We start from the raw sequence: 23,342 nt of genomic DNA, 5'->3' as shown, positions 1-23,342 counted from the left end.
TGCGCTACATCAAGCCGGACTTCGTGCACGTCTTCGTCGACGGCCGGATCGCCGAACAGGGTGGCCCCGAACTCGCCGACCGCCTCGAAGACGAGGGCTACGATCGCTTCCAGAGCGCCGACGTCGCCCGATGAGCCTCGGGACAACCGCACTGCAGTCGGCGGAATCGACCCTGGGCGCGGCGCGGTTCGATGCCGTCCAGGAGGCCCTCAAGGATGTGATCGACCCGGAACTCGGCATCAACATCGTCGACCTCGGCCTGATCTACGATCTGGGCTGGGACGATGAAAACGATGCCCTGATCATTCACATGACCCTGACCTCGGCCGGCTGCCCGTTGACCGAGGTGCTCGAGCAGGAGATCGGCGTCAACCTGGACGGCATCGTCGACCAGTTCCGCATCAACTGGGTCTGGATGCCGCCGTGGGGCATCGACAAGATCACCGACGACGGCCGGGAGATGATGAGCGCTCTTGGATTCAACATTTAGCCAGCCCGTTGCCCCGATTCGGCTGAGTCTGACCGGGGCGTGCCGATGACCTATGTGATCGCCCTGCCCTGCGTCGACGTGAAGGACCGCGCCTGCGTCGACGAGTGCCCGGTCGACTGCATCTACGAGGGTGAGCGCTCGCTCTACATCCACCCCGACGAATGTATCGACTGCGGCGCCTGCGAGCCGGTCTGCCCGGTCGAAGCCATCTACTACGAGGACGACGTGCCCGAGAAGTGGGCCGAGTACTACAAGGCCAATGTCGAGTTCTTCGACGACATCGGCTCGCCCGGCGGGGCGGCGAAATCCGGCGTGTTCCAGAAGGACCACCCGATCATCGCCGCCCTGCCCCCGCAGGTGCGGCCCTGATCCTGCCGCGATCCTGAGCGCACCGCTGTGCCGGCTACGAGCGGATGCGGCGGTGCACCGACTGCGGCTTGAGGTAGACGTGCAGACCCTCCAGGCCGAATTCGACGCCGAGCCCTGAGCCATGCCGCCCCGCGAACGGGGCGGCATGGTTTGCGGCGAAGAATTTTATCCCGATCGAGCCCGTGTCCACCCGCGAAGCCACCGCGAGGGCGGCATCCTCGTCTGCGGAGAAGACCGTCCCTCCGAGGCCGAAATCCGTGTTGTTGGCGATCCCGATGGCCTCCTCGAGGCGGTCGTAGCGCAAAATCGACAGCACCGGCCCGAAGACTTCCTCCCGGGCGATCCGCATGCCGGGCGTCACGTCGGCGAACACGGTCGGCGTGACGGAGAAGCCCCGGTCGAACCCGCTGGGCACGTCGCCGCCGGTCGTGGCGCGGGCACCCTCCGCCAGGCCCGACCGGATGTAACCAAGCACCGTGTCCCCCTGCGCGGCGGTCGCGCTCGGCCCGAACACGGTTGCCGGATCCATCGGGTCTCAGATCGCGACGGGGTCGATCACCGGGGTGGTTTGCGGGCGCGGGCGGCGGGCTGCAGCGCCGAGGGGGGAGTTGCGCGATTCCGGCCTGGATGCGCTCGGCCGTGCCGAGCAGGATCGGCAGGTTGCGTTCGAGCTGGTGGGCGCGGCTGGTCGGCAGCACGATGCCGAGCCCGCCGACGACGCGGCCGTCAGCCTGTAAGTCCGGAACCGCCAGGGAGCCGGAGCCGAGGCGAACCTCCTCCGAGGCGAGCGCGAACCCCTGCACGTGGATCTTCTCGATCTCCCGGCGGAGCTGCTCGTGGTCGGTCTTCGTGAAGGCGGTGCGGGCGATCAGCGTGCCGCCGAGCACGGCGTCCTGCACCCAGTCCTCCTCGAATGCCAGGATGGCGCGCCCCATGGCGGTGGCGTGCATGGGCAGCCGGCCGCCGACCCGGGGGGGCCTGCGGCACACGCCGGGTGCCGTAGACGCGGTCGATGTAAAGCACGTCGGCCCCGTCGCGGATGGCCAGATGCGCGGTCTCCTGGGTGAGGCCGGAGAGGTCCTGAAGGTAGGGGGCGGGCCACGTCGCGCAGCTGCCGCCCCGCGTGCTAGCCGAGTTCCCAGAGGCGCAGGCCGATCTGGTTGCGGCCGCGGGCATCCCGCTGCACGGCGCCCCACTCTTCGAGCTCGCCGAGCAGGCGGCGCACGGTGCTCTGTGGCAGCCCGCTCTCGGCGCAGATCTCGGAGAGCGACCGCGGTGCGGCGGGGTGCGGCACCCCCGTTCTGTTGCCCCCTGAAGTCCCCCCACGTGCGGCAGATTGCGTTTCGGATAACGTGGAGGGTGTGACCCACACCGCTCGCGACCTCGGAATCTCCGCCACTCCAGCCGCCCGGCCCGGGCTGCACGCCTGGCGGAACGCCGTGTTCGCACTCTTCTTCATTGCCGGACTCGCACTGGCCACCTGGATGTCCCGCATCCCGGCCGTGCGAGACGGCCTCGAGCTCTCGACCGCGCAGGTGGGCATTGTCATCTTCGGCCTCTCGGCCGGGTCGGTGATCGGCCTGGTGGCGGCGGTCGGGCTGCTCGCCCGCCTCGGCGCCCGGCGCGCCGTGGTGCTCGGCGTCGCGATCTCCTCGGCCGGGCTCATCACGGCCGGGGTCGGCACGAGCCTGCTGGGGTCCACCGAGCTGGTCTTCGCCGGGCTGGCCCTGGTCGGTTTCGGGATGGGCTCGGTCGACGTCATGATGAACGTCGAGGGGGCGGCGGTTGAGCGGGCGATCGGCAAGACGCTGATGCCGCTGATGCACGCCTGCTTCAGCCTCGGCACCGTGGTCGGCGCACTGGCGGGCGCGGGGGCATCCTTCGTTTCGTTGCCGGTGTTCTGGCACCTGGCCGGGGTTGCGCTTCTCGTGCTCGCCACGGCCGTCGCCGGGGTGCGGTATATCCCGGTGCGAGCGGAGCTCGGCGACGAGCCGGCGACGGCGTCGGCGTCGGGCGCGGAGCCGGGCGTCGCGCCGGGAACGGCGGAGGCCGGGCCGCGCCCTGCGCCGCCGTGGCGGGAGCGCCTGCGCGTCGGCCTGTCCGCGTGGGGTGACACGAGGATCCTCCTGATCGGCACGATCGTGCTGGGCATGACCTTCGCCGAGGGCTCGGCCAACGACTGGCTGGCCCTGGCCGCCGTCGACGGGCACGGGCTGAGCAACACGGAGGGCGCCATCATCTTCGGCGTCTTCGTGACGGCGATGACCGTCGGCCGAGTGTTCGGCGGGCCGATCCTGGACCGGTTCGGGCGGGTACCGGTGCTGCGCGCCTGCGCCGCGCTGGGCATCCTGGGCCTGGTGTTGTTCATCCTCGCGCCGAACGAGGGGCTGCTTTACAGCGGCACGGTGCTCTGGGGTCTCGGCGCGTCGCTCGGCTTCCCGGTGGGCATGTCGGCCGCCGCCGACGACACGCAGAACGCCGCCGCCCGAGTGAGCGCCGTCGCCATGATCGGCTACTTCGCGTTCCTCGTGGGCCCGCCCGTGCTCGGCCTGCTCGGGGAGGCCTGGGGCATCCTGAACGCCCTGTTCCTGATCCTGGCGCTGATGGTTCTGGCGGGCCTGGCCGCCCCCGCCGCGCGCGAGCGCACCAGCGCCCCCGCCGCCTAACGAATTCGACGGAGATTTTGGCGCTAGAGGCCGGTCTTGGGGCTGTTTCAAGCCGAAACGGCAAAATCTCCGTCGAATTGGTTCGGACCCGGGGCGCGGGAGGTTCGTCGAGGGTGGGCGAACGTATGCCGCGGCGCGGTTAGGCTCGAACCGTGCGCCTTGTGATTGCGAAATGTTCCGTCGACTACGCCGGGAGACTGAGCGCGCATCTGCCGCTGGCCACCCGCCTGCTCATGATCAAGTCGGACGGCAGCGTGCTCGTGCACTCCGACGGCGGCTCGTACAAGCCGCTCAACTGGATGAGCCCGCCGTGCAGCCTGGCGCTGTCCGAGCCCGATGACGACCAGACGGAGGCCGGCGTCACGGCCGTCTGGACGGTCACCCACGCCAAGACCGCCGATCAGCTCATCGTCAGCATCTACGAGGTGCTGCACGACTCCGCCCACGAGCTCGGCATCGACCCCGGGCTGATCAAGGACGGCGTCGAGGCCCACCTGCAGAAGCTGCTGGCCGAGCACATCCACCTGCTCGGCGACGGCCATATCCTGGTGCGCCGGGAGTACATGACGGCGATCGGCCCGGTCGACATCCTGGCGCGCGACTCCACGGGCGGATCCGTCGCCGTGGAGCTGAAGCGGCGCGGCGACATCGACGGGGTCGAACAGCTCACGCGCTACCTCGAACTCATGAACCGCGACCCGCATCTTGCGCCGGTGATCGGGGTTTTCGCCGCACAGATCATCAAGCCGCAGGCGCGCACCCTGGCCGAGGACCGGGGCATCCGTTGCCTCGTTCTCGACTACGACGCCATGCGCGGACTCGACGACACACAATCGAAACTCTTTTAGGGGCTGGCGGCCCGCGCGAAAGCGTATTACTCCTATTTTTCTTTAAATTCATGCGATGGATCGACCCCCGACCCCTAGTATTAGGCTGTGATTTCGACATTGACCCGCACGTGGAGTGCCATCATATTTGACCTTGACGGAACGATCACCGATTCCGCCCCGGCCATCACCAATGCCCTCGCCCGCACCTTCGCCGTGCTGGGCCGCCCGGTTCCCGCCGACGCGAAACTACTGGCCTACGTGGGGCCGCCTCTGCTGGCCGCTTTCCGCGAGTACGCCGGAATGACACCGGAGGAGGCCGCCGAGGCTGTCGCCGTCTATCGCGCCGACGACCAGGGCAAGCACCTGCTGGACACCGCCATCTTTCCGGGCGTCGCCGGACTCCTCGAGCGCATCCACGCGGCGAAGATCCCGATGGCCGTGGCCACCAGCAAAACCCAGCACAATGCGATCGCGGTGCTCGAGCACTTCGACCTGGCACAGTACTTCACCGCCATCGTGGGCTCCACCGACACCGAGACGCGCAGTTCCAAGGCCGACGTCGTGGCGGAGGCCCTCGAGCGCCTCGCCGCCGCCGGTGCCGACCTCAGCAAGCCCGTCATGGTCGGTGACCGCCGCTACGACGCGGAAGGTGCGGCCGCCCACGGCGTGCCGGCCATCCTCGTGGAGTGGGGCTACGGCTCCCCGTCCGAGGCCGCCGAGGCGACCGCGACCGTCTACTCCGCTGACACGCTCGGCAAGATGCTACTCGGCTGACACCCCCCCTCCCTGGCCCCACGAGAAAGCACCCTCGTCTCGAAACGAGGGTGCTTTTTCCGTATCCACGCGGACTCCCGCGCCAACTCCGGGGTGGCTAGATGATGGCGGCGCGCAGGGCGGCCGCCGCGGCGGCCGGGTCCTCCGCGCCGTAGATGGCGCCGCCGGCGACGGCGACCCGGGCCCCGGCACGCTGCACGGAGGCAATGGTGGCGACGCTCACACCGCCGGCCAGGGAGAACGGAACCCGGGCGGTCTCACCCTGGTTGAGCAAAGTCGAGAGCGAGAAGCCGGGCTCCGCCTGCTCGTCAAGGCCGGCGTGCATCTCGACGAAGACGGCGCCGAGCTTTGTCACTTCGCGGGCCCGCGACACCTTGTCGGCGACGCCGATCAGGTCGACGACGACGCCTTTGCCATGCTTCGTGGCCGCGGCGACGGCCCCGACGATGGTACTGTCCCCGGCCGTGCCGAGCACGGTCACCAGGTCGGCGCCGGCGGTGAACGCCAGGTCGGCCTCGAGCTCACCGGCATCCATCGTTTTGAGGTCGGCGAAGACCGTCTTGTCGGGGTGAGCGGCCTTGATGGCGGTCACGGCACGCAGCCCCTCCGCCTTGATCAGCGGGGTGCCGAGCTCGATGATGTCCACGTAGGGTGCAACCTTCGCGGCCAGCTCGAGGGCCGCATCCGTGGTGAGTACGTCCATGGCGACTTGAAGCTTCATGATGGTCTTCTTTCCGGTTCTGGTGACGTCTGGTGAGGTCTGATAGGTCTGAGTGAGTGAAAAGCATTATTCGAGGTTGGCGTGCCGCGGCCACAGTTCGTCGGCCGTGGCCCCGGATGCCTTCCACAGGCTGTGGAAGATCGCGTCGCCGAGCACGACGACGGTCTGTTCAAAGAGCGCGCCCGAGTACTGCAGTGACCGGAGTTCGTCGTGGTCCTGCTTCTGGGCGGCCGGCACGACCACGGTCACCGCGGCCAGCGCGGCGAGCGGGGAGTCCGGTGCGGTGGTGATCGCGATTACCCGGGCATCGGATGCCGCGGCGGTCTCGGCCGCGCGCACGACGGCGGCCGTCGCGCCGGACCCGCTCGCTACCAGCAGCACGTCGCCGGCCGCGATCGCCGGGGTGGTGACCTCGCCGACCACGTGCACGTCGAGCCCGAGGTGCATCAGCCGCATCGCGGTCATGCGCAGGGCCAGGCCGGACCGGCCCGCGCCGAGCACAAACACGCGCCGGGCTCCCCGCAGGGCGGCCGCAGCCTGGTCGAGGGTCGGGAGGCCGGCCGTGTCGTCACTGCTGTTCGTGCTGTTCGTGGTGTTCGCGCTGTTCGTGGTCGCCGTCGTCAAGAGCTGGCGCACGATCCCGGCGTTCTCGGCCGCGATGGCGGCGAGCGACTCGGTCACGGTCAGTGTCACGGGGGTGTCGGTGCAAGAGGGCATCCCCTTATGGTCCACTCTTTCGGGCGGGCAGGAGGCCCACCGAACGGGCGGTGCACCTACCCGAACGGATGGCTGAACGCGCCTCCGGTAGGATGCTGAGGTGAATAGTCAGCGCCCAGCCCCCTCGATCGAGCCGTTCGACTCCCGCTCGGCCGCCGCAGAGCGCGCCCGGGTCGTCGCCGACCTGACCGACACGCAGGCGACCACGCTCGAGTCCCTGCTCGCCGTGCTCCGCTCCCGGAACACGAGCGACGCCTCGGCCCGGCAAACCGCGATCGACCTGGCCGCGACGGCGATGGTGGCGCTGCGCGCCGTCTCCGACCTCGACCGGTCCCTCACCGAGGAGCCCGTTGCTCGGGCCTTCGAACGCCTGCGCGATGACCTGCGCCCGCTCGTGCGCTTCGGCGACCTCGACGTGCAGTTCATCGAGCCGCCCGTGAACGGCCGGGCCCTGCCCGGCGAGGTGGCCCACGCCGCCCGGGCCATCGTGCGCGGCGCGGTCCTGGCTCTGGTCGAGCAGGCCGGGGTGGCCCGCGTGCGCGTGCACTGGGACTGCGACGGCAGCAACCTTTTGATCCACATCCGCGACGACGGCTCCGGCGACCTCACCCCGGACAGCCCGAGCGTCAGCCGGTTGACGAGCCGGGTGGCCGCACTGAACGGCTCGCTGCGGCTGGAGGCGACGACCGGCTGGGGGTCCGAAATGACCGTCACCCTCCCCCTCGACGTGCCGCTCGCACCGCTCACGGCCGCCGCCGCGTGGGGTCTGAGCCCGCGCGAGAAGGGCGTGCTCGAGCTGGTCGCCTCCGGCGCCCGCAACCGGGCGATCGCCGAGACGCTCTCGATCAGCGAGAACACGGTCAAGTTCCACGTCGCCAACCTGCTGCGCAAGGTGGGTGCTTCCACCCGGGCCGAGCTGGCAGCGCTCTCCCGCTGAGCCGCCGCTTCCGTGCGAAACTGGCCATCGCGCAGCATCCCTTCACACCGACGGATGCCCGCCGAGAGGACACGCCATGGACGCCACCGAATGGGACACCCGCTACCGCCTCGCCCGTGAGGCACAGGCCGGCCAGGCCGGACGTCTGTGGTCGGCTCTGCCGGCACAGATCGTGCAGGACACCGTGAGCCCGTTCCCGCCGGGGCGTGCGCTGGATCTGGCCACCGGCGACGGTCGCAACGCGATCTGGCTGGCCGGCCACGGCTGGACGGTCACGGCGGTCGACTTCTCCGCCGAAGCCGTCGGCCAGGCCGAAGCGCACGCCGCCGAGGCAGGCGTGTCGGTGGACTGGCAGGTCGGCGACGCCACGACCTGGGATCCGACAGGCGAAAGCTTCGACCTGGTCACCGTGATGTACCTGCACCTGCCCGAGCCCGCCTTGCGCGCCGTGCTGGCCCGCGCCGCCGGGTGGCTCTCCCCCGGCGGGCACCTGGTCGCGCTCGGGCACGACCAGACCAACCTCGCGACCGGGGCCCCCGGACCAGGCGATCCGGCCATCCTCTACTCGCCCGAGCTGCTGCGTTCCTGCATCGACCCCGCAAGCCCGGGTGCCTCCCGGGTCGTGCGCTGCGAGACCATCCGCCGCGACCTCGCCACCGACCCGGAGGCCCCCGGCGACGGCGGCGGCGTCACGTTCGCCCTCGACACCCTGCTCGTCGTCGAAGTCTAATTACCCCCTGGGGTATGCTGAAACCCCAGCGCACATGCCACAAGGGAGTCCGATGTCCACCAATCCGGATGCGCCCGCGCCCGTGACCCCGGACGCCCGCCCCGCGCCCGCGCCCGCCGACCACACGCCGCTGCAGCGCACGGTCGTGCGGGTGCTCATCGCAGGCCAGATCCTCGGCGGCATCGGCATGGGCGCGACGCTCTCCCTCGGCGCCCTGCTGGCCGCGCAGCTCTCCGGCTCCAGCGCCTGGTCGGGCATGGCCGCCACCATGAGCACCCTCGGCGCCGCCCTCGTGGCCGTACCGCTGGCCCGCCTGGCCCAGCGCCGCGGGCGCCGCCGCTCCCTCGCGACCGGCTCGCTAATCGCCGGCTCCGGCGCTGTTCTCGCCATCACCTCGGTCGCGGTCGACATCTTCCCGCTGCTCCTGCTGGCCCTGATGCTCCTCGGCGCCGGATCGGCCACGAATCTGCAGGCCCGCTTCGCCGCCACCGACCTCGCGAGCACACAATTCCGGGCGCGCGACCTGTCCATCGTGGTCTGGTCGACGACCATCGGCGCCGTGCTCGGCCCGAACCTGTTCGGCCCCGGCGAGACCGTGGGGAAGGCCCTCGGCCTGCCCCCTCTGACCGGTGCCTTCGCCTTCTCCCTGATCGCCACGGTCGGCGCGGCCGTTGTCTACACGGTCGGACTCCGCCTCGACCCGCTGCTCACCGCCCTCGCCGCACGCGAGGTCGACCCCGTCGGCGGCACGCGGCGCGGCGGCCTGGCCATCGTGCGCGTCAACCCGCAGGCCCGCTTCGCAGTAGTCGTGATCGCTTGCAGCCACGCCACCATGGTCGCCCTGATGTCGATGGCCCCGGTGCACCTGCGCGACCACGGCGCCACCCTGACGCTGGTGGGGCTGACCATCAGTTTCCACGTCGCCGGCATGTACGCGCTCTCGCCCGTCTTCGGTTGGCTGGCCGACCGGCTGGGACGGATGCCCGTCATCCTCATCGGCCAGAGCCTGTTGCTGGTCTCGCTGGCGATCTTTTGGCTGGCCGGGGAGTCACAAACTGCCATGACGGTGGGGCTGATCCTGCTCGGACTGGGCTGGTCGGCATCCGTCGTCGCCGGCTCGGCGCTGATCGCCGAGGTGGTGGGCGTGCACGACCGCGCCGCCCTGCAGGGTTTCTCCGACCTATCGATGAACGGGGCCGGTGCCCTCGGCGGAGCCCTGGCCGGCCTGATCCTGAGCGCGATCGGCTACTCCGGGCTCGGGCTGGTCACCATGGTGCTCGCGGGCGTCATCGTCGTCTGGTCTGCCGTTCGCGGCACCACGGCCCGGCCGGTCGTGCGCTAACCGGGTCAGTCCTGACGATTGGTTATTTCACTGCGGCAGGTGCGAGTCGACCGCACCGCGTGGACGCTTTCCGCACAGCTGGCATCCCGCCCTCGGTGTCGAACCAATTCGACGGAGATTTTGTGCTGAGAGCGCTCTTTCCAACTGTTTGAACCCGATTTGGCCAGAATCTCCGTCGAATTCGTTCGGGACGCAGGTACTGCGGGGCCTCAGACTCGACAGACGTAGGGGCTGGAACGCTGGCCGACCCCCTCGCTGGCCGACCGGCCAGCTAGCGAACGGATGCCGGCGCGGGCTGCCGCCCCGCGGCGAGCGCGAGCAGCGCCGGAATGCCCACCGGCTCCTCCGCCAGCAGCGGCACCACCGCGAGCCGCGGGGCGCGCTTCTCGTGCACGTGCTCGAGCTCGGGGAGCTCGTTCCGGGCCCGCGCGAGCAGCAGCGGGTTGGTCGGCGCCGCCGCGGCGATCGAGTTGTTCACGATCCACGCCCACGGGGTGATGCCGGCCCGCTCCAGGTCGGCCTGCAGCTCCGCGGCCTCGAGCACGGGCGTGGTCTCGGCGAGGGTGACCAGGATCACTTTCGTCTGCTCCGGGTCCTGCAGCCGCATCATCGGCGTCGTCAGACGGATGCCGTCGCCCAGCTGCCGGCTGACCTCGCGGTGGTACGACCCGGTCGCATCCAGCAGCAGCAGAGTGTGGCCCGTGGGCGCGGTATCCATCACGACGAAGGTGCCCTTCGCCTCCCGGCTCACGCGGGAGAAGGCCTGGAACACGGCGATCTCCTCCGTGCACGGCGAACGCAGGTCCTCGCGGAGCATGGCTTGGCCCTGCGCATCGAGGTGAGCGCCCTTCGTGCGCATGACCCGCTCGGAGTAGTTGGCGATTTCGACGGCCGGGTCGATCCGGGACACGGTCAGGTTCGCCAGCCCGCCAGCCAGGGTGTCATCGAGGTGCGCGGCCGGGTCGGTCGTGGTGAGGTGCACGGGCAGCCCGCGTTCGGCGAGGCTGACGGCGATCGCCGCCGCGAGCGTGGTCTTGCCCACACCGCCCTTGCCCATCAGCATCACCAGGCCGTGGCCGCCGGCCTCGATCTCGTCGACGAGAGCCGAGAGCGGGGCCCCCGGAGCGACCGTGGCGATTCCGGTGCCCGGTGTCGGGACGACTTCAGGCTCGAACAGGCTGCGGAGCGCGGCCAAGCCGACCATGTTGGTGCTCTTCAGCCCCACGTAGTCGGTGGGCGCGGTGCGCAGCCCCGCGGGCATCGCCGCGAGCGCCTGCTGTTCGCGCTCCCGGATGGCGTCGAAGAGCGGGTCGGCCTCGGCGGGCGTGCCCGCATCGGCATCAGAATCCGTTGCCGGTCCGGCCGGCAGGATGCCGTTGACCACCAGGTGCTGACGCTGCATGCCGATGGCGTCGAGTTCTGCCTGGGTGCGGGCGGCCTCCCGCAGGGCGCCGCCCTGGGCGCGCGCCACGAGCACCAGCCGGGTGCGGGCAGGGTCGGCGAGGGCGGCCACGGCGTCGGCGTAGACGGCGCGCTGCTTCTCGAGGCCGGAGAGCGGCCCGAGGCAGGACGCGTCGCCCGTGCCCTCGGTGAGGAAGTCGGTCCACGACCCGGGCAGCTGCAGCAGACGGATGGTGTGCCCGGTGGGGGCCGTGTCGAAGAGAATGTGGTCGTACGCGGCCGTCCACGCGGCATCCGTCAGCAGGTCGGTGAACTCGTTGAACGAGGCGATCTCGGTGGTGCAGGCACCCGAGAGCTGCTCCTCGATCGAGGCCATCTCGGCGGGCGGCAGCAGGCCGCGCACCGGGCCGACGATGCGTTCGCGGTACTGCGCGGCCGCCTGCTCGGGGTCGATCTCGAGGGCCGACAGGCCGGGCACCGCCGCGATCGGCGTGACCGTGTTGCCGATGGTCACCCCGAAGACCTGGCCCACATTGGAGGCCGGATCGGTGCTGACCAGCAGCACGGATGCCCCGGACTCGGCCAGACGCACCGCGCTCGCGCACGCGATGGAGGTCTTGCCGACCCCGCCCTTGCCGGTGAAGAAGAGGAAACGTGGGGCGTCGTCGAGGAAGCGCAGGGTCGTCATGATCGGCCCTAGCAGCAGCCGCCGTTGCCGCAGCAGCCGGCATCGGCGCCCGCGGTATTTTCAGTGATCTCGGTGGCTGTGGCGCTACCGGACCCGGCCATGGCTAGCAGCCGCACCGTTCCCTCCGGCTGCACGGCCGCACGGTGACTGGCCGCGCCGGTGTCGACAGCCGCCACGTCGGTCCAGCTCGCGAGCTCGGCGCGGGTCGGGTAGCGGCCGGTGAGCACGGTGGCTCCCCCTACGAGCGTGACGGGCAGGCCCTCCTGGCCGACGGTGTGCAGGAACTGGCGGGCCACCTCGTTCTGCACGAAGGCGAGGGGCTCCTGGGCCAGGTTGAATCGGGCAATGTCGCCGCCGTTCGCGCGGGTGAAATCGAGGTCCGCGGAGAAGGTGACCAGCGCCTGGTCGACGTCGACTCCGCAGATGCCTGTGCCGCAGCACAGTCCCGGTTCGAAAATCTCGATGTGTGCCATGGGTGACCATCTCCTAGACCGGCATCCAGAGGGGACGACTTGTCCGTGATGACGGTCCTCCCAGTATATCGACGCTTATCGATATTTGGCGACTCGTTTGCGTTAGCACTGGCTCCCGTTGCGAGCGCGGGAGTGGAAGACTGACTGCGGGCGCCTCTGCCCTGTTCATCATTCAACCCGAAAGGCATGCGATGACCGACGCGCACGACGCCGCAGACCTTCTCCCGCTGCTCTTCGAGCAGGAACGTGTCATTCAGTTCGACTCCTTCGACGTGGGCGACGCCTGGGCCGTCGGGTCGCGGCTCGTGGAACTCGGAAACGCCCGGCGGCATCCGATCGCGGTGTCGATCATGTTCGGCGACCAGCGCGTCTTCCATGCCGCCCTGCCCGGTGCCTGCGCCGACAATGACGCCTGGCTCGAGAACAAGTTCCGGGTGGTGCGGCGCTTCGCCAACTCCTCCTACGCCGTGGGCATGCGCTTCCGAGCGAACTCCCGCGACTTCAGCACCGACTCGAACCTCGACCCGAACACACACGCCGCGCACGGCGGCGCCTTCCCCCTGCGCGTACGGGGCTCGCTCATCGGCGTCGTCGGCGTCTCCGGGCTGGCCCAGCGCGATGACCACGACCTTGTCGTCGAGGCGCTCGAGGAATACCGCCGCACCCACGGCTGACCGGCAACGGTCTGGCCCGCACCCGACTCCCCTGCCCCGGCTGCCCCGTCCCGCGGCCCTGTCCCGCAGCCCTGTCCCGCAGCCTGCCCGGATGTGAAAGTCTGGACCGAAGCCCCTGACCTGCTTTCGTTGGAGTATCCGTGACCGCCGCACCTGTCCGTTCGATGTCGCAATTCGACGCGGGCATGCCCGACGATCGCATCACCCTGCGGTTCATGGCCGTTCCCGCCGACGTCGCCGCTTCGGGCGCGACCGTGGCCGCTGGCAGCGTGCTCGAGTGGATTGACAAGGCCGCTTACGCCTGTGCGGTGGGCTGGAGCGCATCCGACACGGTCACCGCCTACGTCGGCAATGTGCACTTCACCCGGCCGATAAAGCCCGGCAACCTGGTCGAGGTGCACGCCCGCATCATCCACACCGGACGCACGAGCATGCACGTGCTTGTCACGGTCGAGACCACGGATGTCCGCGCCCGCGAATACAGTCCGGCGACCCACTGCATCCTCGTCTTCGTCGCCGTCGACGATGCCGGGAAGCCGCAGGAAGTTCCCTTGTGGGTGCCCCACTCCGACGTCGACCGGGAGCTGCAAGAGAACGCGACGGCCCGGCTCGAGCCGCGCAAGCGCATCCAGACTGTCATGCGCTCACAGGAATATACCGATGACAGCACCACGCCAGGCACGGTGTTCCGGTTTTTGGCCGACCCCGCCGACGCGAACTGGGGCGGCAACGCCCACGGCGGAACCGTGATGCGCTGGATCGATGAGGCCGCCTTCGCTACGGCGGCGGCCTGGAGCTCCGTAGCGGCCGTTGCCGTCTACTCGGGCGGCATCCACTTCTACCGGCCGATCCACATCGGGCACATCGTCGAAGTGGATGCCCGGCTCATCCACACAGGCAAGCGCAGCATGCACATCAGCATCCGGGTGCGCTCGGGCAGTCCACGCACGCCCCACGATTTGCACCTCACGACGCAGTGCATGAGCATTTTCGTCGCACTCGGCGCGAACGGGCACGCCGAGCCGGTAGAACCACTGACGCTGATCACCCCGGAGGACAAGCGGCTCGACCAGCACGCCCGGGACCTGATGGAATTGCGCGCGCCGCTGGTCATGATGCCCGTTGACCACCTGCGCCTGCCGTGACCGGCGCGCCCTTACGGCCCGAACGAATTCGACGGAGATTTTGCGCGAATCGGACCTAAATCCTGCGAAAGAGCGCTTTCACGCCAAAATCTCCGTCGAATTGGTTCTACACCGGCTCAGGGGAACCGACGGGTCACTCCGGGGGGTCGTTCGCATGCTCGGCGGCTGCGGCCAGTGCGGCGCGCTCGCTTTTCGAGAGCCGCGCGACGTAAGCGCGCTTGAGTTCGGCCCAGCGGGGCATCGAGACCTGGTTGGCAGGTACCTGCTGGTCGGAACCGGTGGGAGTGGAGCGGTCGGCCATGGGGTACTCAGCGACGCTCGCCGATTGGGGCGGCGCTCGGCGGGGACTGGCGGGACAGGAACGCTCTCTTCAGGGACGCCCAACGCAGCAGGGAAACGTAGTGGGTAGCGGTGGATCCGGATGTATCAGCCAATGGTTCTCTCAGTCTCAAACGTGGTTTGAACGGCACGCCGCTGAGCCTGGTTCAATAGAAGAGCGATCGAGATTGTCACGGTAGAACATCGGGATCTGTCACGGTTGAGCATCGAGATGAAGACCGGCCCACCACCATCAGCGGACGGGATCGCAATTCACCAGTATACCGCGTCGCCTCTCAGGTCCACTGTCTCTAGCCCGGCATCCGCCCAGACGTTCGGGCTAGAGTCGGCGGATGCAACCGCCTCGCCCTGACGCCGACACCGCCGCCTCGACCCGGAACGCTCCGTCGACCGCACTAGGGAACGCGCCATTCGCGGGCTTCGTGCAGGTGCGCGGGGCTCGGGAGAACAACCTCCGGAACGTTGATGTCGACGTTCCCCGGGACGCCATCGTCGCCTTCACCGGGGTCTCCGGCTCCGGAAAGTCGTCGCTGGCGTTCGGCACCATCTTCGCGGAGGCCCAGCGCCGGTTTCTGGAGTCCGTCGCGCCCTACGCGCGTCGGCTGATCCAGCAGGGCCACACCCCGCAGGTTGACGAAATCATGGGGCTGCCGCCGGCCGTGGCCCTGCAGCAGCGCCGAGGTGCGCCCAGCTCCCGCTCGAGCGTGGGCACCCTGACCACCCTGTCCAACTCGCTGCGCATGCTGTATTCCCGGGCCGGCATGTACCCGGCGGCTGCCCCACGCCTCGAGTCCGACTCCTTCTCCCCCAACACCGTGGCCGGCGCCTGCCCGCAGTGCCACGGCCTCGGCACGGCGCACACCGTGACCGAGGCAACCCTCGTGCCCGACCCTGCCCTGAGCATCCGTGACGGCGCCATCGCGGCCTGGCCGGGCGCCTGGCAGGGCAAGAACCTGCGGGACATCCTGATCACCCTTGGCTACGACGTGGACACCGCCTGGCAGGACCTGCCGCGCTCTGCGCGGGACTGGATCCTGTTCACTGAGGAACAGCCCGTGGTGGAGGTCACACCGCAGCGCGACCGCATCGCCAAGCCGTACCAGGGCCGATTCTGGAGCGCGAAGAGTTACGTGCTGCACACCCTGGCCGACTCCAAGAGCCAGAGTCAGCGGGAGCGCGCGCTGCGGTTCGTCGAATCCGGCCCGTGTCCGCTGTGCGACGGCAGCGGTCTCACGCCCGCGGCCCTGGCGGTCACGGTGGCCGGCCGGTCGATCGCCCAGCTCAACCTGCTGCCGCTGACCGTGCTCGCCGAGCTGCTTCGCCCGACGCTCCGGGCGAGCGGCGCCGAGCGCACCGCCGCGCCTGGTTCCGCGGAGCCGCACACCGCGAGGCCGCACGCCGCGGAGCCCACGGAGGCCGCCGTGACCCTCACCCGGGACCTGCTCGCCCGCATCGAGGTGCTGCTCGAACTGGGCCTCGGCTACCTGAGCCTCGGGCGCGCGACGCCCACCCTCTCCCCCGGCGAGATGCAGCGCCTGCGCATCGCCACCCAGCTGCGCTCGGGCCTGTTCGGCGTGATCTACGTGCTCGACGAACCGTCGGCCGGGCTGCACCCGGCCGACGCCGAACCGCTGCTGCTCGTGCTGGAGCAGCTGAAGGCATCCGGCAACTCGGTCTTCGTCGTCGAGCACAACATGGACATCGTGCGCCGCGCCGACTGGGTCGTCGACGTGGGCCCGCTGGCCGGGGCCGGCGGCGGCGTCGTGCTTTACAGCGGACCCATCGCAGGTTTGGCCGATGTGTCGGAGTCGGTTACCCGGCAGTTCCTGTTCCCGGCCGCGCCGGAGCCGGCCGCGCCAGCCACGCTCCAGCCCGACGCGCCCCAGCCCGCGGCGCTGCGCACACCAGAACGCTGGCTGGGCCTGCACGGTGTCACCCGGCACAACCTCCGAGGCGTCGACGCCGGCTTCCCGCTCGGTGTGCTGACCGCGGTGACCGGCGTGTCCGGTTCGGGCAAATCCACCCTGGTCAGCCAGGTTCTGGCGGATGCCGTGCGGCTCGCGCTGCATCCGGAGTCCGACGTCGCCGTCGCCTCTGATCCGACGGCAGCCGCAGGCGCCGTCGACGACGACGGCAACGACGGCGAACGCGGCGACCCCGAGCCGCGGGCGCGGGTCGACCGGATCACCGGCCTGGAGGCCGTGGACCGCCTGGTGCGCGTGGACCAGAAGCCGATCGGGCGCACTCCGCGCTCCAACCTGGCCACCTACACCGGGCTCTTCGACGCGGTGCGCGCGACCTTCGCGGCCACGGACGAGGCCCGGAAGCGCGGCTACGGCGCCGGGCGGTTTTCCTTCAACGTGCCCGGCGGCCGCTGCGAGACCTGTCTCGGAGAGGGCTCGGTGAGCGTCGGGCTGCTCTTCTTGCCCGGCAGCTACACGCCCTGCCCGACCTGCCTTGGCTCGCGCTACAACCCGGAGACCCTTCAGGTGACCTATCAGGGCAAGTCCATCGCCGACGTGCTCGGCCTGAGCGTCGAGGAGGCCGCCGGCTTCCTCGCCGACGTGCCGGCCGCTGCCCGCAGCCTCGCCACCCTGCGGGAGGTCGGGCTCGGCTACCTGCGTCTCGGCCAGCCGGCCACCGAGCTCTCCGGCGGCGAGGCCCAACGCATCAAGCTCGCCACCGAACTGCAGCGCGCCCGCCGCGGCCACACGATGTACCTCCTCGACGAGCCGACCACCGGACTGCACCCCGCGGATGTCCGCCTTCTCCTGGCCCAGCTGGGCCGCCTCGTCGACGCCGGCAATACGGTGATCGTCGTCGAGCACAACCTCGATGTGGTGGCCGCCGCCGACTGGGTGATCGACCTGGGACCGGCCGGCGGAGATGCGGGCGGCCAGATCGTGGCGACCGGAACCCCGGATGCCGTCGCGCGGCACCCGCACAGCCGCACCGCGCCTTACCTTGCCCGCCGCTTGGCTGATCGCTAGTTCGGCGACGCAAGTGCCATAGATTGGGAGGCGTACGTGTCGGCGCGAAGGAGCACTCATGACTGGTTGGCGGATCCGCGACTTTCACTCGGACGACCTCGACGGCATCCTTCGCCTCTGGGAAGAGATCACGGCCGCCAAGACGGAGCCCGTCTACGGCCTGTCCGAGGTGCTGGCCTCCTGCCAGAAGGATGACGCCGTGGTCGCCCTTGCCGGCGACGAGGTCGTCGGGGCCGCCGTGGGCCGCGCCGCCCACGCCCAGGGCTGGGTCGTCTTCCTCGCCACCGCGCAGCGTTACCAGGGCCGCGGCATCGGCACGGCCCTGCTGGCCGCCCTCGAGAAGAAGATGTCCCGGCACGCGTTGACCAAGCTGTCCGCGCTGATGCCCGAATCGGCCACGCGCGTCGACGCCTTCGTGAAGCGGGGCTTCGAGGTCAAGCAGCACCTGCGCTACTTCGAGCGCCACATCCCGGTGCAGCGCGAGGAGCTGCGATCGCTCAGCGAACTGGGCGGGCGCATCCTGCCGCGCGATCTCTGGGAGGGCGTCGGCGGCATGCGCGCCGAAAAGGAGCTGCTCGAACGAAGGCTCGTTATGCCGCTGGCCAAACCCGACATGGCCGAACAGTACGGCGTCGTGCCACCGAAGGCGGTCGTGCTCTTCGGGCCTCCCGGAACGGGCAAGACCACCTTCGCAAAGGCCATCGCGTCGCGGCTGGAATGGCCCTTTGTCGAGGTCTTCCCCTCGCGGCTCGCGGCTGACCCCAAGGGCCTTGCCGGTGCGCTTCGGGAGACCTTCCTGAAGATCTCCGAGCTGGAGCACGCGGTCGTGTTCATCGACGAGGTCGAGGAGATCGCGGCGCAACGCGGCGGCGAGCCACCCTCGGCGCTGCAGGGCGTCACCAATGAGCTGCTGAAGATCATTCCCGCCTTCCGCGAGCAGCCCGGCCGGCTCCTGGTCTGCGCCACGAACTTCATCCGCGCCCTCGATTCCGCCTTTCTCCGGCACGGACGCTTCGACTACGTCATCCCGATCGGGCTTCCGGATGTCGCCGCCCGCCAGGCCATCTGGGAGCGCTACATCCCCGAGGGCAGGAAAAGCACGGTCGACCTGAGCGCGCTCGTCACCGCAAGCGACGGGTTCTCACCAGCCGACATCGAGTACGCCGCCCGGCGCGCCTCTCAGCAGGCGCTGGAACGCGCACTGTTCGAGGGGGAGGACGAGTCGACGCCCGGCGGCCCGGGCACCGAGGACTACCTGGTCGCGATCCGGTCGACCCGCACGACCGTGTCGGCCCAGGTCGCCAGCGAATTCCTGGAGGACATCGAGCGGCTCGCCCGGCTCTGAGCACGAGGTGCCGGGCAACGGACACCGCGCCAGGCCGGCAACCTCAGGCCCCGAGGCCCCGTTCGGCGCGGCCCGATTCCTGGATGAACTCGGTCAGGGTGGCTTCGATCGTGGCATACGACCAGCGGTACGCGGCATCCTCGTCGCGCGCGAACAGCGCCTCGGCCAGCTGGTTGTGCCGGTGGGCCGACGGCGGCGTGTACTCGGTGATGGTGAAGCGCTTCTCCTCCTCGCGCGTGCGGAGGAGCGCCGCGACCGTGCCGGCGAAGTGCCCCATCACGCTGTTGCCGGAGGCGATCAGGATCAGGGAGTGGAACTCGATGTCGGCCTCGAGGAACCCGCGACCGTCGCCGGCAAGGTCAGCCGCGACCATGCCCTCGGCTGCCGCCCGCACCGCGTCCAGCTGCTCGGCGGTCATCAGGCGCGCGCTCAGTCGGGCGGCCACAGGCTCGATGCCGAGGCGCAGTTCGAGCATCTCGCGCATCTGGGTGAGATAGTCGGTGCCGCGTCCGCGCCAGTAGATGATCTGCGGGTGCATCAGGTCCCAGGAGGTGCGAGGCAGCACCTGGGTGCCCACCCGCTGCCGCGGCTCGACCATACCCAGCGACTGCAGCACCCGCAGTGCCTCGCGCAGCACGGAGCGAGAAACCGCGAATTCCTCGCTGATCACGTCCAGGTTCAGGATGTCGCCGGTCAGGTATCCGCCGTCGACGATCTGTTGGCCCAGCGAGTTCACCACCCGCGCATGAAGCCCTCGCTCACGCCACACTCCTGCGCCCGCCCCACGGTTCATCTCAGCTTCTCCCTGCGGACTGGCCGCGCGCGTCGTCGCTACGTCGCCCATCGTGATCGTACCGGCGTTGGTCCCGGAGTCGCGATTCGTGTGCCACACTCAAATATCTGATTAATCAGATTATTAGACGATGAGGTCGCAGTGAAGCAGCCTCGGAATGGAAATTCAGATGATTCTTCCCTACGCGGCTCCGGTGGTTCCGATTGAACCGGCCGGCAGCGACCTCCAGCTCATCCTCGCCGCCCTCGTCGGCGTCGCGGTGATCATCCTGCTCATCACCTGGCTCAAGGTGCATCCGTTCCTCGCCCTCTCGATCGGCGCCGTGGGCGTCGGCGTCGGGGCCGGCCTCGCTCCCGCCGCCGCCGTCACGAGCTTCAGCGCCGGCTTCGGCGCCACCATGGCCGGCGTCGGCATCCTGGTCGGCTTCGGCGCCATGTTCGGCAAGCTGCTGGCCGACTCCGGCGGAGCCGACCGCATCGTCGACTCGCTGGTGACGCGCTCGAGCGCCCGCACCCTGCCGTGGACGATGGCCCTGATCGGCGGGCTGATCGGCCTGCCGATGTTCTTCGAAGTCGGCCTCGTGCTGCTCATCCCGGTGATCATCCTGGTGGCCCGCCGCAGCGGGCTCTCGCTCATCCGCATCGCCATCCCGGCCCTCGCCGGCCTGTCCGTCATGCACGGCCTGGTGCCGCCGCACCCCGGTCCGCTCGTGGCCGTGACCACTCTCGATGCGAACCTCGGGCTCACTCTCGCGATCGGCGTGCTCATCGCCATTCCGACCGTCATCATCGCCGGCCCGATCTTCAGCCGGTTCGCGAGCCGCTGGGTCTCCGTGCCTGTGCCGGCCCTGTTCCTCACCAACGAGGATCAGGGTCTGGGCGAGAACATGCGGCGCCCGAGCTTCCTGATCACCATCTCGGGCATCCTGCTCCCCGTCGTGCTGATGCTCGCCCGATCGATCGCCGACGCGATCGACCCGGGATCCACCTCGCCTCTCAACGCCACGCTCGACTTCCTCGGCACGCCGATGATCGCCCTCGGCATCGCTGTGATCTACGCGATGATCGTCTTCGGTCGCGGTGGCGGCATGGACCGCGCCGGGGTCGCCAGGTCCCTCTCCGACTCCCTCCCGCCGATCGCGGGCATCCTGCTCATCGTGGGTGCGGGCGGCGGGTTCAAGCAGGTGCTCATCGACACCGGCATCGGCACCGTCATCGCCGACGCCGTGGCCGGCAGCAGCGTCTCGGTGCTCGTGCTGGCGTGGTTCGTCGCCGCCCTGATCCGCGTCGCTACCGGGTCGGCCACCGTCGCCACCGTGACGGCCGCCGGCATCCTCGCCCCCGTCGCGGCCAGCCTGGGCAGCACGGATGTCTCGCTGATGGTTCTCGCCATCGGCGCCGGTTCGCTCTTCCTCTCCCACGTCAACGATGCCGGATTCTGGCTCGTCAAGGAGTATCTCGGCACGACCGTCGGGCAGAATCTGAAGACCTGGACCGTGATGGAATGTCTGATCTCCGTGGTCGGCCTTGCCGGCGTCCTCCTGCTGAATATCGTGATCTAGCATGTTCGAGACTCAGCAGCCCGTGCTCGTGATCATGGGCATCTCCGGATCCGGTAAGTCCACCGTGGCGGGGCTCCTCGCCGGCCAGCTGGGCTGGGATCTCGAGGAGGGCGACGACCTGCATCCCCAGGCGAACATCGACAAGATGTCTGCCGGTCGGCCTTTGAACGACGAGGACCGCGCGCCCTGGCTCGACACGGTCTCCTCGTGGATCATCGAGCACACCATGGCGGGGGCGCCGGGAATCATCACCTGCTCGGCGCTCAAGCGCCGTTACCGCGACGTGCTGCGCGAGCACAACGTGATCTTTGTGCACCTGACCGGGTCGACGGACCTGATCGGGCGCCGGCTTGCGACGCGCCTCGACCACTACATGCCGACCTCCCTGCTCGATTCGCAGGTGGCCACACTCGAGGCGCCTGACGCCGACGAGCGCGCGATCTCCATCGACGCCGGCCGCGCTCCGGCCGAGGAGGCCGCCGAGATCGTGCGGCGGCTCGGGCTCACGCCCCGGTCCGGCTCGTCGAGCCTGGGCGCGCGAGAACCGGGCAAGTCCTCGGTGCCGGGGTCGCGAGCGATTTCCTGATCGGGTCTGGCGAGTGTCGGCGGCATGAACTACACTCACAGAATCGAATAGATGTTCGAGAAAATCAAGGGAGCCACGCATGCCTCAGATCATTGACGCAGTCGTCGACGTGGAGCTGTCCGTCGACGGCGACCCGCGGGCGTTCATCTGGAACCGGTTCGAACACACCGTCATCGGCCAGCCGCAGGCGATCTTCACCCGCACCCGCTGGTGGGAGAATGCCGGCGGCGTGCCGTCCCGCATCGACACCGAGCTCTGGCGCCTCGATGCCTCGCGCGGCGACGAGGAACAACACCGCTACGACCTGCGCCGCGACACCGACGGGTCGTGGGTGCTCGCGCTCGACTGGGGGTGAGCCCCGGCCCGGGTGTCGCCCCGGACCGAGGCTGCTCCCAGCTGACGCCGATCCGCCCGGTATACCCTGAGGGGGCATCCACGGTGAGCGACAGGCCGACGGAAGCCCAGACCACAGTTCGGACGGAGGCGGCAAGCTGCACACACGCGCTGCGATCTCGCTCCGTGGTGGACGCCGGGTCTTCCACTCCGCCCTGCTCATGATGGCCGCGCTGCTGCTCTGCCTGCTCGCGGCGCACACGGCCGGAACCGGACACGGGCCGGCGCACGGACCGGGCGGCCTGTCCTCGGCCCCGACCGCTCCCGCTCCCTCATCAACAACAGCGTCAACAACCATGACCACTGCGATGACCGCCGACGCACACTCCGCGGCCGGGCACACCGCATCATCCGCCGCGCCTCTCGCTGCATCCCTCGCTGCATCCCTCCCGGCATCCCTCACCGCATCCCTCACCGGCCCGCTGCTCGAGCGCATCGCGCCCGCGACCGCGACCGTGGTCGCCCTGTCCGCCGGCGCACTCGGCAGCGCCGACACCCACGCGATGTCCGGTCTGGCCACCCTCTCGATGACGTGTTCCCTGCTGCTTGTGCTGGTCGGCCTGATTCTGCTGGCACGGCGCCCGTCGGCCTGCCGTCGCCTGCTCGAGGCCGGCAGCTTCATCGTCGGCTCCTTTTGGGAGATTCCGCTGCACCTGCATCGGCCCCGCCTCACCCTGCTCTCCATCAGCCGCATTTAGGCCGAAACCCTCGCCAGCGCACCCCACCGGCCTGCGCGGCCCGGCCGCACCCCGGCCCCCGGTTTCTCGCCCTTTTGTCAACGAATGGAACACCAATGCTCCGCACCATCCGCACCTCGCTGATCGCCGCCGCCGCGCTCACCACGGCGCTCACCCTTACCGCCTGCGGCGACCCGACCCCGGCCGCCGACGCCCCGGCCGCCGACGGACCCACCGCCACCGCGTCCGCCAACGCCAACGCCGCGGATGTCGACTTCGCCCAGATGATGATCCCCCACCACGAGCAGGCCGTCGCGATGAGCGACGACTTCCTCGCCAAGCACGGCACCGACCCGCGCGTCGTCGCCCTGGCGACCAAGATCAAGGCCGCGCAGGAGCCCGAGATCACCCAGCTGACCGATTGGGGCGCCGAAACGGGCGGCATGTCCGACATGAACCACGGCACCGACGGCATGATGAGCGAGGCCGACATGATGACGCTCGGCAACGCCTCGGGCGCAGACGCCGACCGGGTGTTCCTCAAGCTGATGATCGCGCACCACGAGGGCGCAATCGCCATGGCGCAGACGCACATCGACGAGGGCAGCAACGCCGACGCCCAGACCCTCTCGGCCACCATCGTCGCGTCGCAATCCGCCGAAATCGCCGTCATGACCGACCTCCTCGCCGCGTACTGACCC

26 protein-coding genes and 2 pseudogenes are annotated in these 23,342 nt (G+C 69.7%); 19 read left to right on the top strand and 9 right to left on the bottom strand.

The annotated features are described in order from the left end of the window. The 3 genes and pseudogenes from sufC to fdxA all read left to right on the top strand — a co-directional run. Window positions 1–134 (top strand): annotated as a pseudogene (sufC, locus tag E3N86_RS17570) (Fe-S cluster assembly ATPase SufC); the annotation flags it as partial. Further along, window positions 131–490, top strand: a complete 360-nt coding sequence (locus E3N86_RS16590; protein WP_104193717.1) for a metal-sulfur cluster assembly factor — start codon at window positions 131–133, stop codon at window positions 488–490. The pseudogene sufC and the gene E3N86_RS16590, both read left to right, overlap by 4 nt. Before the next feature lie 45 nt (window positions 491–535). Next, the gene (gene fdxA, locus E3N86_RS16585) at window positions 536–859 is read left to right on the top strand and encodes a ferredoxin (protein WP_104100575.1); all 324 of its coding nucleotides are present in this window, start codon (window positions 536–538) and stop codon (window positions 857–859) included. Window positions 860–893: 34 nt separating this feature from the next. Here the strand turns inward: fdxA and E3N86_RS16580 are convergent, their stop codons facing one another. Next, window positions 894–1,388: an aldehyde dehydrogenase family protein gene (locus E3N86_RS16580; protein ID WP_134512316.1), complete on the bottom strand. Its 495-nt coding sequence runs from the start codon at window positions 1,386–1,388 to the stop codon at window positions 894–896. Between the two features lie 79 nt (window positions 1,389–1,467). On the opposite strand from E3N86_RS16580, the gene E3N86_RS17695 reads away from it, so the two are divergent. Then, window positions 1,468–1,596, top strand: a complete 129-nt coding sequence (locus E3N86_RS17695; protein ID WP_255453080.1) for a hypothetical protein — start codon at window positions 1,468–1,470, stop codon at window positions 1,594–1,596. On the opposite strand, the pseudogene E3N86_RS17940 reads toward E3N86_RS17695, so the two are convergent. After that, window positions 1,546–1,794, bottom strand: a pseudogene (locus E3N86_RS17940) (IclR family transcriptional regulator C-terminal domain-containing protein); the annotation flags it as partial. The gene E3N86_RS17695 and the pseudogene E3N86_RS17940 sit on opposite strands and share 51 nt — an antisense overlap. A gap of 191 nt (window positions 1,795–1,985) precedes the next feature. Continuing rightward, window positions 1,986–2,153 carry a helix-turn-helix domain-containing protein gene (locus tag E3N86_RS17140; RefSeq protein ID WP_198412922.1) on the bottom strand — a complete coding sequence of 56 codons (168 nt, stop codon included), beginning with the start codon at window positions 2,151–2,153 and terminating at the stop codon, window positions 1,986–1,988. A gap of 67 nt (window positions 2,154–2,220) precedes the next feature. On the opposite strand from E3N86_RS17140, the gene E3N86_RS16570 reads away from it, so the two are divergent. The 3 genes from E3N86_RS16570 (at window position 2,221) to E3N86_RS16560 (ending at window position 5,129) form a co-directional block, all read left to right on the top strand. After that, window positions 2,221–3,525 carry an MFS transporter gene (locus tag E3N86_RS16570; protein WP_241986194.1) on the top strand — a complete coding sequence of 435 codons (1,305 nt, stop codon included), beginning with the start codon at window positions 2,221–2,223 and terminating at the stop codon, window positions 3,523–3,525. 152 nt (window positions 3,526–3,677) lie between these two features. Then, a complete protein-coding gene (gene nucS / locus E3N86_RS16565; RefSeq protein ID WP_104169263.1) occupies window positions 3,678–4,373 on the top strand; it encodes an endonuclease NucS in 696 nt (231 codons plus the stop codon). An 87-nt stretch (window positions 4,374–4,460) separates the two neighbouring features. After that, window positions 4,461–5,129, top strand: a complete 669-nt coding sequence (locus E3N86_RS16560) for an HAD hydrolase-like protein (RefSeq protein ID WP_134375191.1) — start codon at window positions 4,461–4,463, stop codon at window positions 5,127–5,129. A gap of 97 nt (window positions 5,130–5,226) precedes the next feature. Here E3N86_RS16560 and hxlA read toward each other — a convergent pair whose 3' ends face one another. Together hxlA and hxlB are read right to left on the bottom strand one after the other, a co-directional pair. Then, entirely contained in the window at window positions 5,227–5,850 is a 624-nt protein-coding gene (hxlA, locus tag E3N86_RS16555) for a 3-hexulose-6-phosphate synthase (RefSeq protein ID WP_134375193.1), read from the bottom strand. A 66-nt stretch (window positions 5,851–5,916) separates the two neighbouring features. Next, entirely contained in the window at window positions 5,917–6,567 is a 651-nt protein-coding gene (hxlB, locus tag E3N86_RS16550) for a 6-phospho-3-hexuloisomerase (protein ID WP_134512315.1), read from the bottom strand. A 100-nt stretch (window positions 6,568–6,667) separates the two neighbouring features. Between hxlB and E3N86_RS16545 the strand changes: the two genes are divergently transcribed. The 3 genes from E3N86_RS16545 to E3N86_RS16535 all read left to right on the top strand — a co-directional run bounded on the left by E3N86_RS16545 (window position 6,668) and on the right by E3N86_RS16535 (window position 9,576). Further along, window positions 6,668–7,504 (top strand): LuxR C-terminal-related transcriptional regulator, encoded by an 837-nt coding sequence (locus tag E3N86_RS16545; RefSeq protein ID WP_104100580.1) that lies wholly within the window; start codon window positions 6,668–6,670, stop codon window positions 7,502–7,504. A 76-nt stretch (window positions 7,505–7,580) separates the two neighbouring features. Then, window positions 7,581–8,234: a bifunctional 2-polyprenyl-6-hydroxyphenol methylase/3-demethylubiquinol 3-O-methyltransferase UbiG gene (locus E3N86_RS16540; protein ID WP_134512314.1), complete on the top strand. Its 654-nt coding sequence runs from the start codon at window positions 7,581–7,583 to the stop codon at window positions 8,232–8,234. Between the two features lie 52 nt (window positions 8,235–8,286). Then, a complete protein-coding gene (locus tag E3N86_RS16535; protein ID WP_134512313.1) occupies window positions 8,287–9,576 on the top strand; it encodes an MFS transporter in 1,290 nt (429 codons plus the stop codon). Between the two features lie 271 nt (window positions 9,577–9,847). On the opposite strand, the gene arsA is transcribed toward E3N86_RS16535, so the two are convergent. Next, the gene (arsA, locus tag E3N86_RS16530) at window positions 9,848–11,656 is read right to left on the bottom strand and encodes an arsenical pump-driving ATPase (protein ID WP_134512321.1); all 1,809 of its coding nucleotides are present in this window, start codon (window positions 11,654–11,656) and stop codon (window positions 9,848–9,850) included. A 17-nt stretch (window positions 11,657–11,673) separates the two neighbouring features. Further along, window positions 11,674–12,138 (bottom strand): arsenite efflux transporter metallochaperone ArsD, encoded by a 465-nt coding sequence (gene arsD, locus E3N86_RS16525; protein ID WP_134512312.1) that lies wholly within the window; start codon window positions 12,136–12,138, stop codon window positions 11,674–11,676. 191 nt (window positions 12,139–12,329) lie between these two features. Here arsD and E3N86_RS16520 point away from each other — a divergent pair, with 191 nt between their 5' ends. Together E3N86_RS16520 and E3N86_RS16515 are read left to right on the top strand one after the other, a co-directional pair. Beyond that, window positions 12,330–12,812 carry a heme-degrading domain-containing protein gene (locus E3N86_RS16520; protein WP_134512311.1) on the top strand — a complete coding sequence of 161 codons (483 nt, stop codon included), beginning with the start codon at window positions 12,330–12,332 and terminating at the stop codon, window positions 12,810–12,812. A 140-nt stretch (window positions 12,813–12,952) separates the two neighbouring features. Further along, window positions 12,953–13,957: an acyl-CoA thioesterase gene (locus tag E3N86_RS16515; protein WP_241976708.1), complete on the top strand. Its 1,005-nt coding sequence runs from the start codon at window positions 12,953–12,955 to the stop codon at window positions 13,955–13,957. A 133-nt stretch (window positions 13,958–14,090) separates the two neighbouring features. Here the strand turns inward: E3N86_RS16515 and E3N86_RS16965 are convergent, their stop codons facing one another. Next, a complete protein-coding gene (locus E3N86_RS16965) occupies window positions 14,091–14,258 on the bottom strand; it encodes a hypothetical protein (protein ID WP_166785118.1) in 168 nt (55 codons plus the stop codon). A 370-nt stretch (window positions 14,259–14,628) separates the two neighbouring features. Between E3N86_RS16965 and E3N86_RS16510 the strand changes: the two genes are divergently transcribed. Together E3N86_RS16510 and E3N86_RS16505 are read left to right on the top strand one after the other, a co-directional pair. After that, complete coding sequence (locus tag E3N86_RS16510; protein ID WP_166785117.1) at window positions 14,629–17,286, top strand: excinuclease ABC subunit UvrA; 2,658 nt, start codon at window positions 14,629–14,631, stop codon at window positions 17,284–17,286. A gap of 58 nt (window positions 17,287–17,344) precedes the next feature. Further along, window positions 17,345–18,631, top strand: a complete 1,287-nt coding sequence (locus E3N86_RS16505; RefSeq protein ID WP_104100586.1) for an ATP-binding protein — start codon at window positions 17,345–17,347, stop codon at window positions 18,629–18,631. A gap of 43 nt (window positions 18,632–18,674) precedes the next feature. Here the strand turns inward: E3N86_RS16505 and E3N86_RS16500 are convergent, their stop codons facing one another. Then, window positions 18,675–19,370 carry a FadR/GntR family transcriptional regulator gene (locus tag E3N86_RS16500; protein WP_158250247.1) on the bottom strand — a complete coding sequence of 232 codons (696 nt, stop codon included), beginning with the start codon at window positions 19,368–19,370 and terminating at the stop codon, window positions 18,675–18,677. A 211-nt stretch (window positions 19,371–19,581) separates the two neighbouring features. Here E3N86_RS16500 and E3N86_RS16495 point away from each other — a divergent pair, with 211 nt between their 5' ends. From E3N86_RS16495 to E3N86_RS16475, 5 genes are all read left to right on the top strand, one after another. Then, window positions 19,582–20,985: a GntP family permease gene (locus E3N86_RS16495; RefSeq protein WP_241973082.1), complete on the top strand. Its 1,404-nt coding sequence runs from the start codon at window positions 19,582–19,584 to the stop codon at window positions 20,983–20,985. 1 nt (window position 20,986) lies between these two features. Further along, complete coding sequence (locus E3N86_RS16490) at window positions 20,987–21,571, top strand: gluconokinase (protein WP_104100588.1); 585 nt, start codon at window positions 20,987–20,989, stop codon at window positions 21,569–21,571. A 79-nt stretch (window positions 21,572–21,650) separates the two neighbouring features. Beyond that, window positions 21,651–21,926: a hypothetical protein gene (locus tag E3N86_RS16485; RefSeq protein ID WP_104100589.1), complete on the top strand. Its 276-nt coding sequence runs from the start codon at window positions 21,651–21,653 to the stop codon at window positions 21,924–21,926. Window positions 21,927–22,125: 199 nt separating this feature from the next. Continuing rightward, window positions 22,126–22,662 carry a hypothetical protein gene (locus E3N86_RS16480; protein ID WP_134512310.1) on the top strand — a complete coding sequence of 179 codons (537 nt, stop codon included), beginning with the start codon at window positions 22,126–22,128 and terminating at the stop codon, window positions 22,660–22,662. A gap of 95 nt (window positions 22,663–22,757) precedes the next feature. Continuing rightward, entirely contained in the window at window positions 22,758–23,339 is a 582-nt protein-coding gene (locus E3N86_RS16475) for a DUF305 domain-containing protein (RefSeq protein WP_134512309.1), read from the top strand. Window positions 23,340–23,342 lie beyond the last annotated feature (3 nt).

Source organism: Cryobacterium sp. Hz7, assembly GCF_004402815.1.
Classification (GTDB): domain Bacteria; phylum Actinomycetota; class Actinomycetes; order Actinomycetales; family Microbacteriaceae; genus Cryobacterium; species Cryobacterium sandaracinum.
This window is presented reverse-complemented; position numbering and strand designations above follow the sequence as displayed.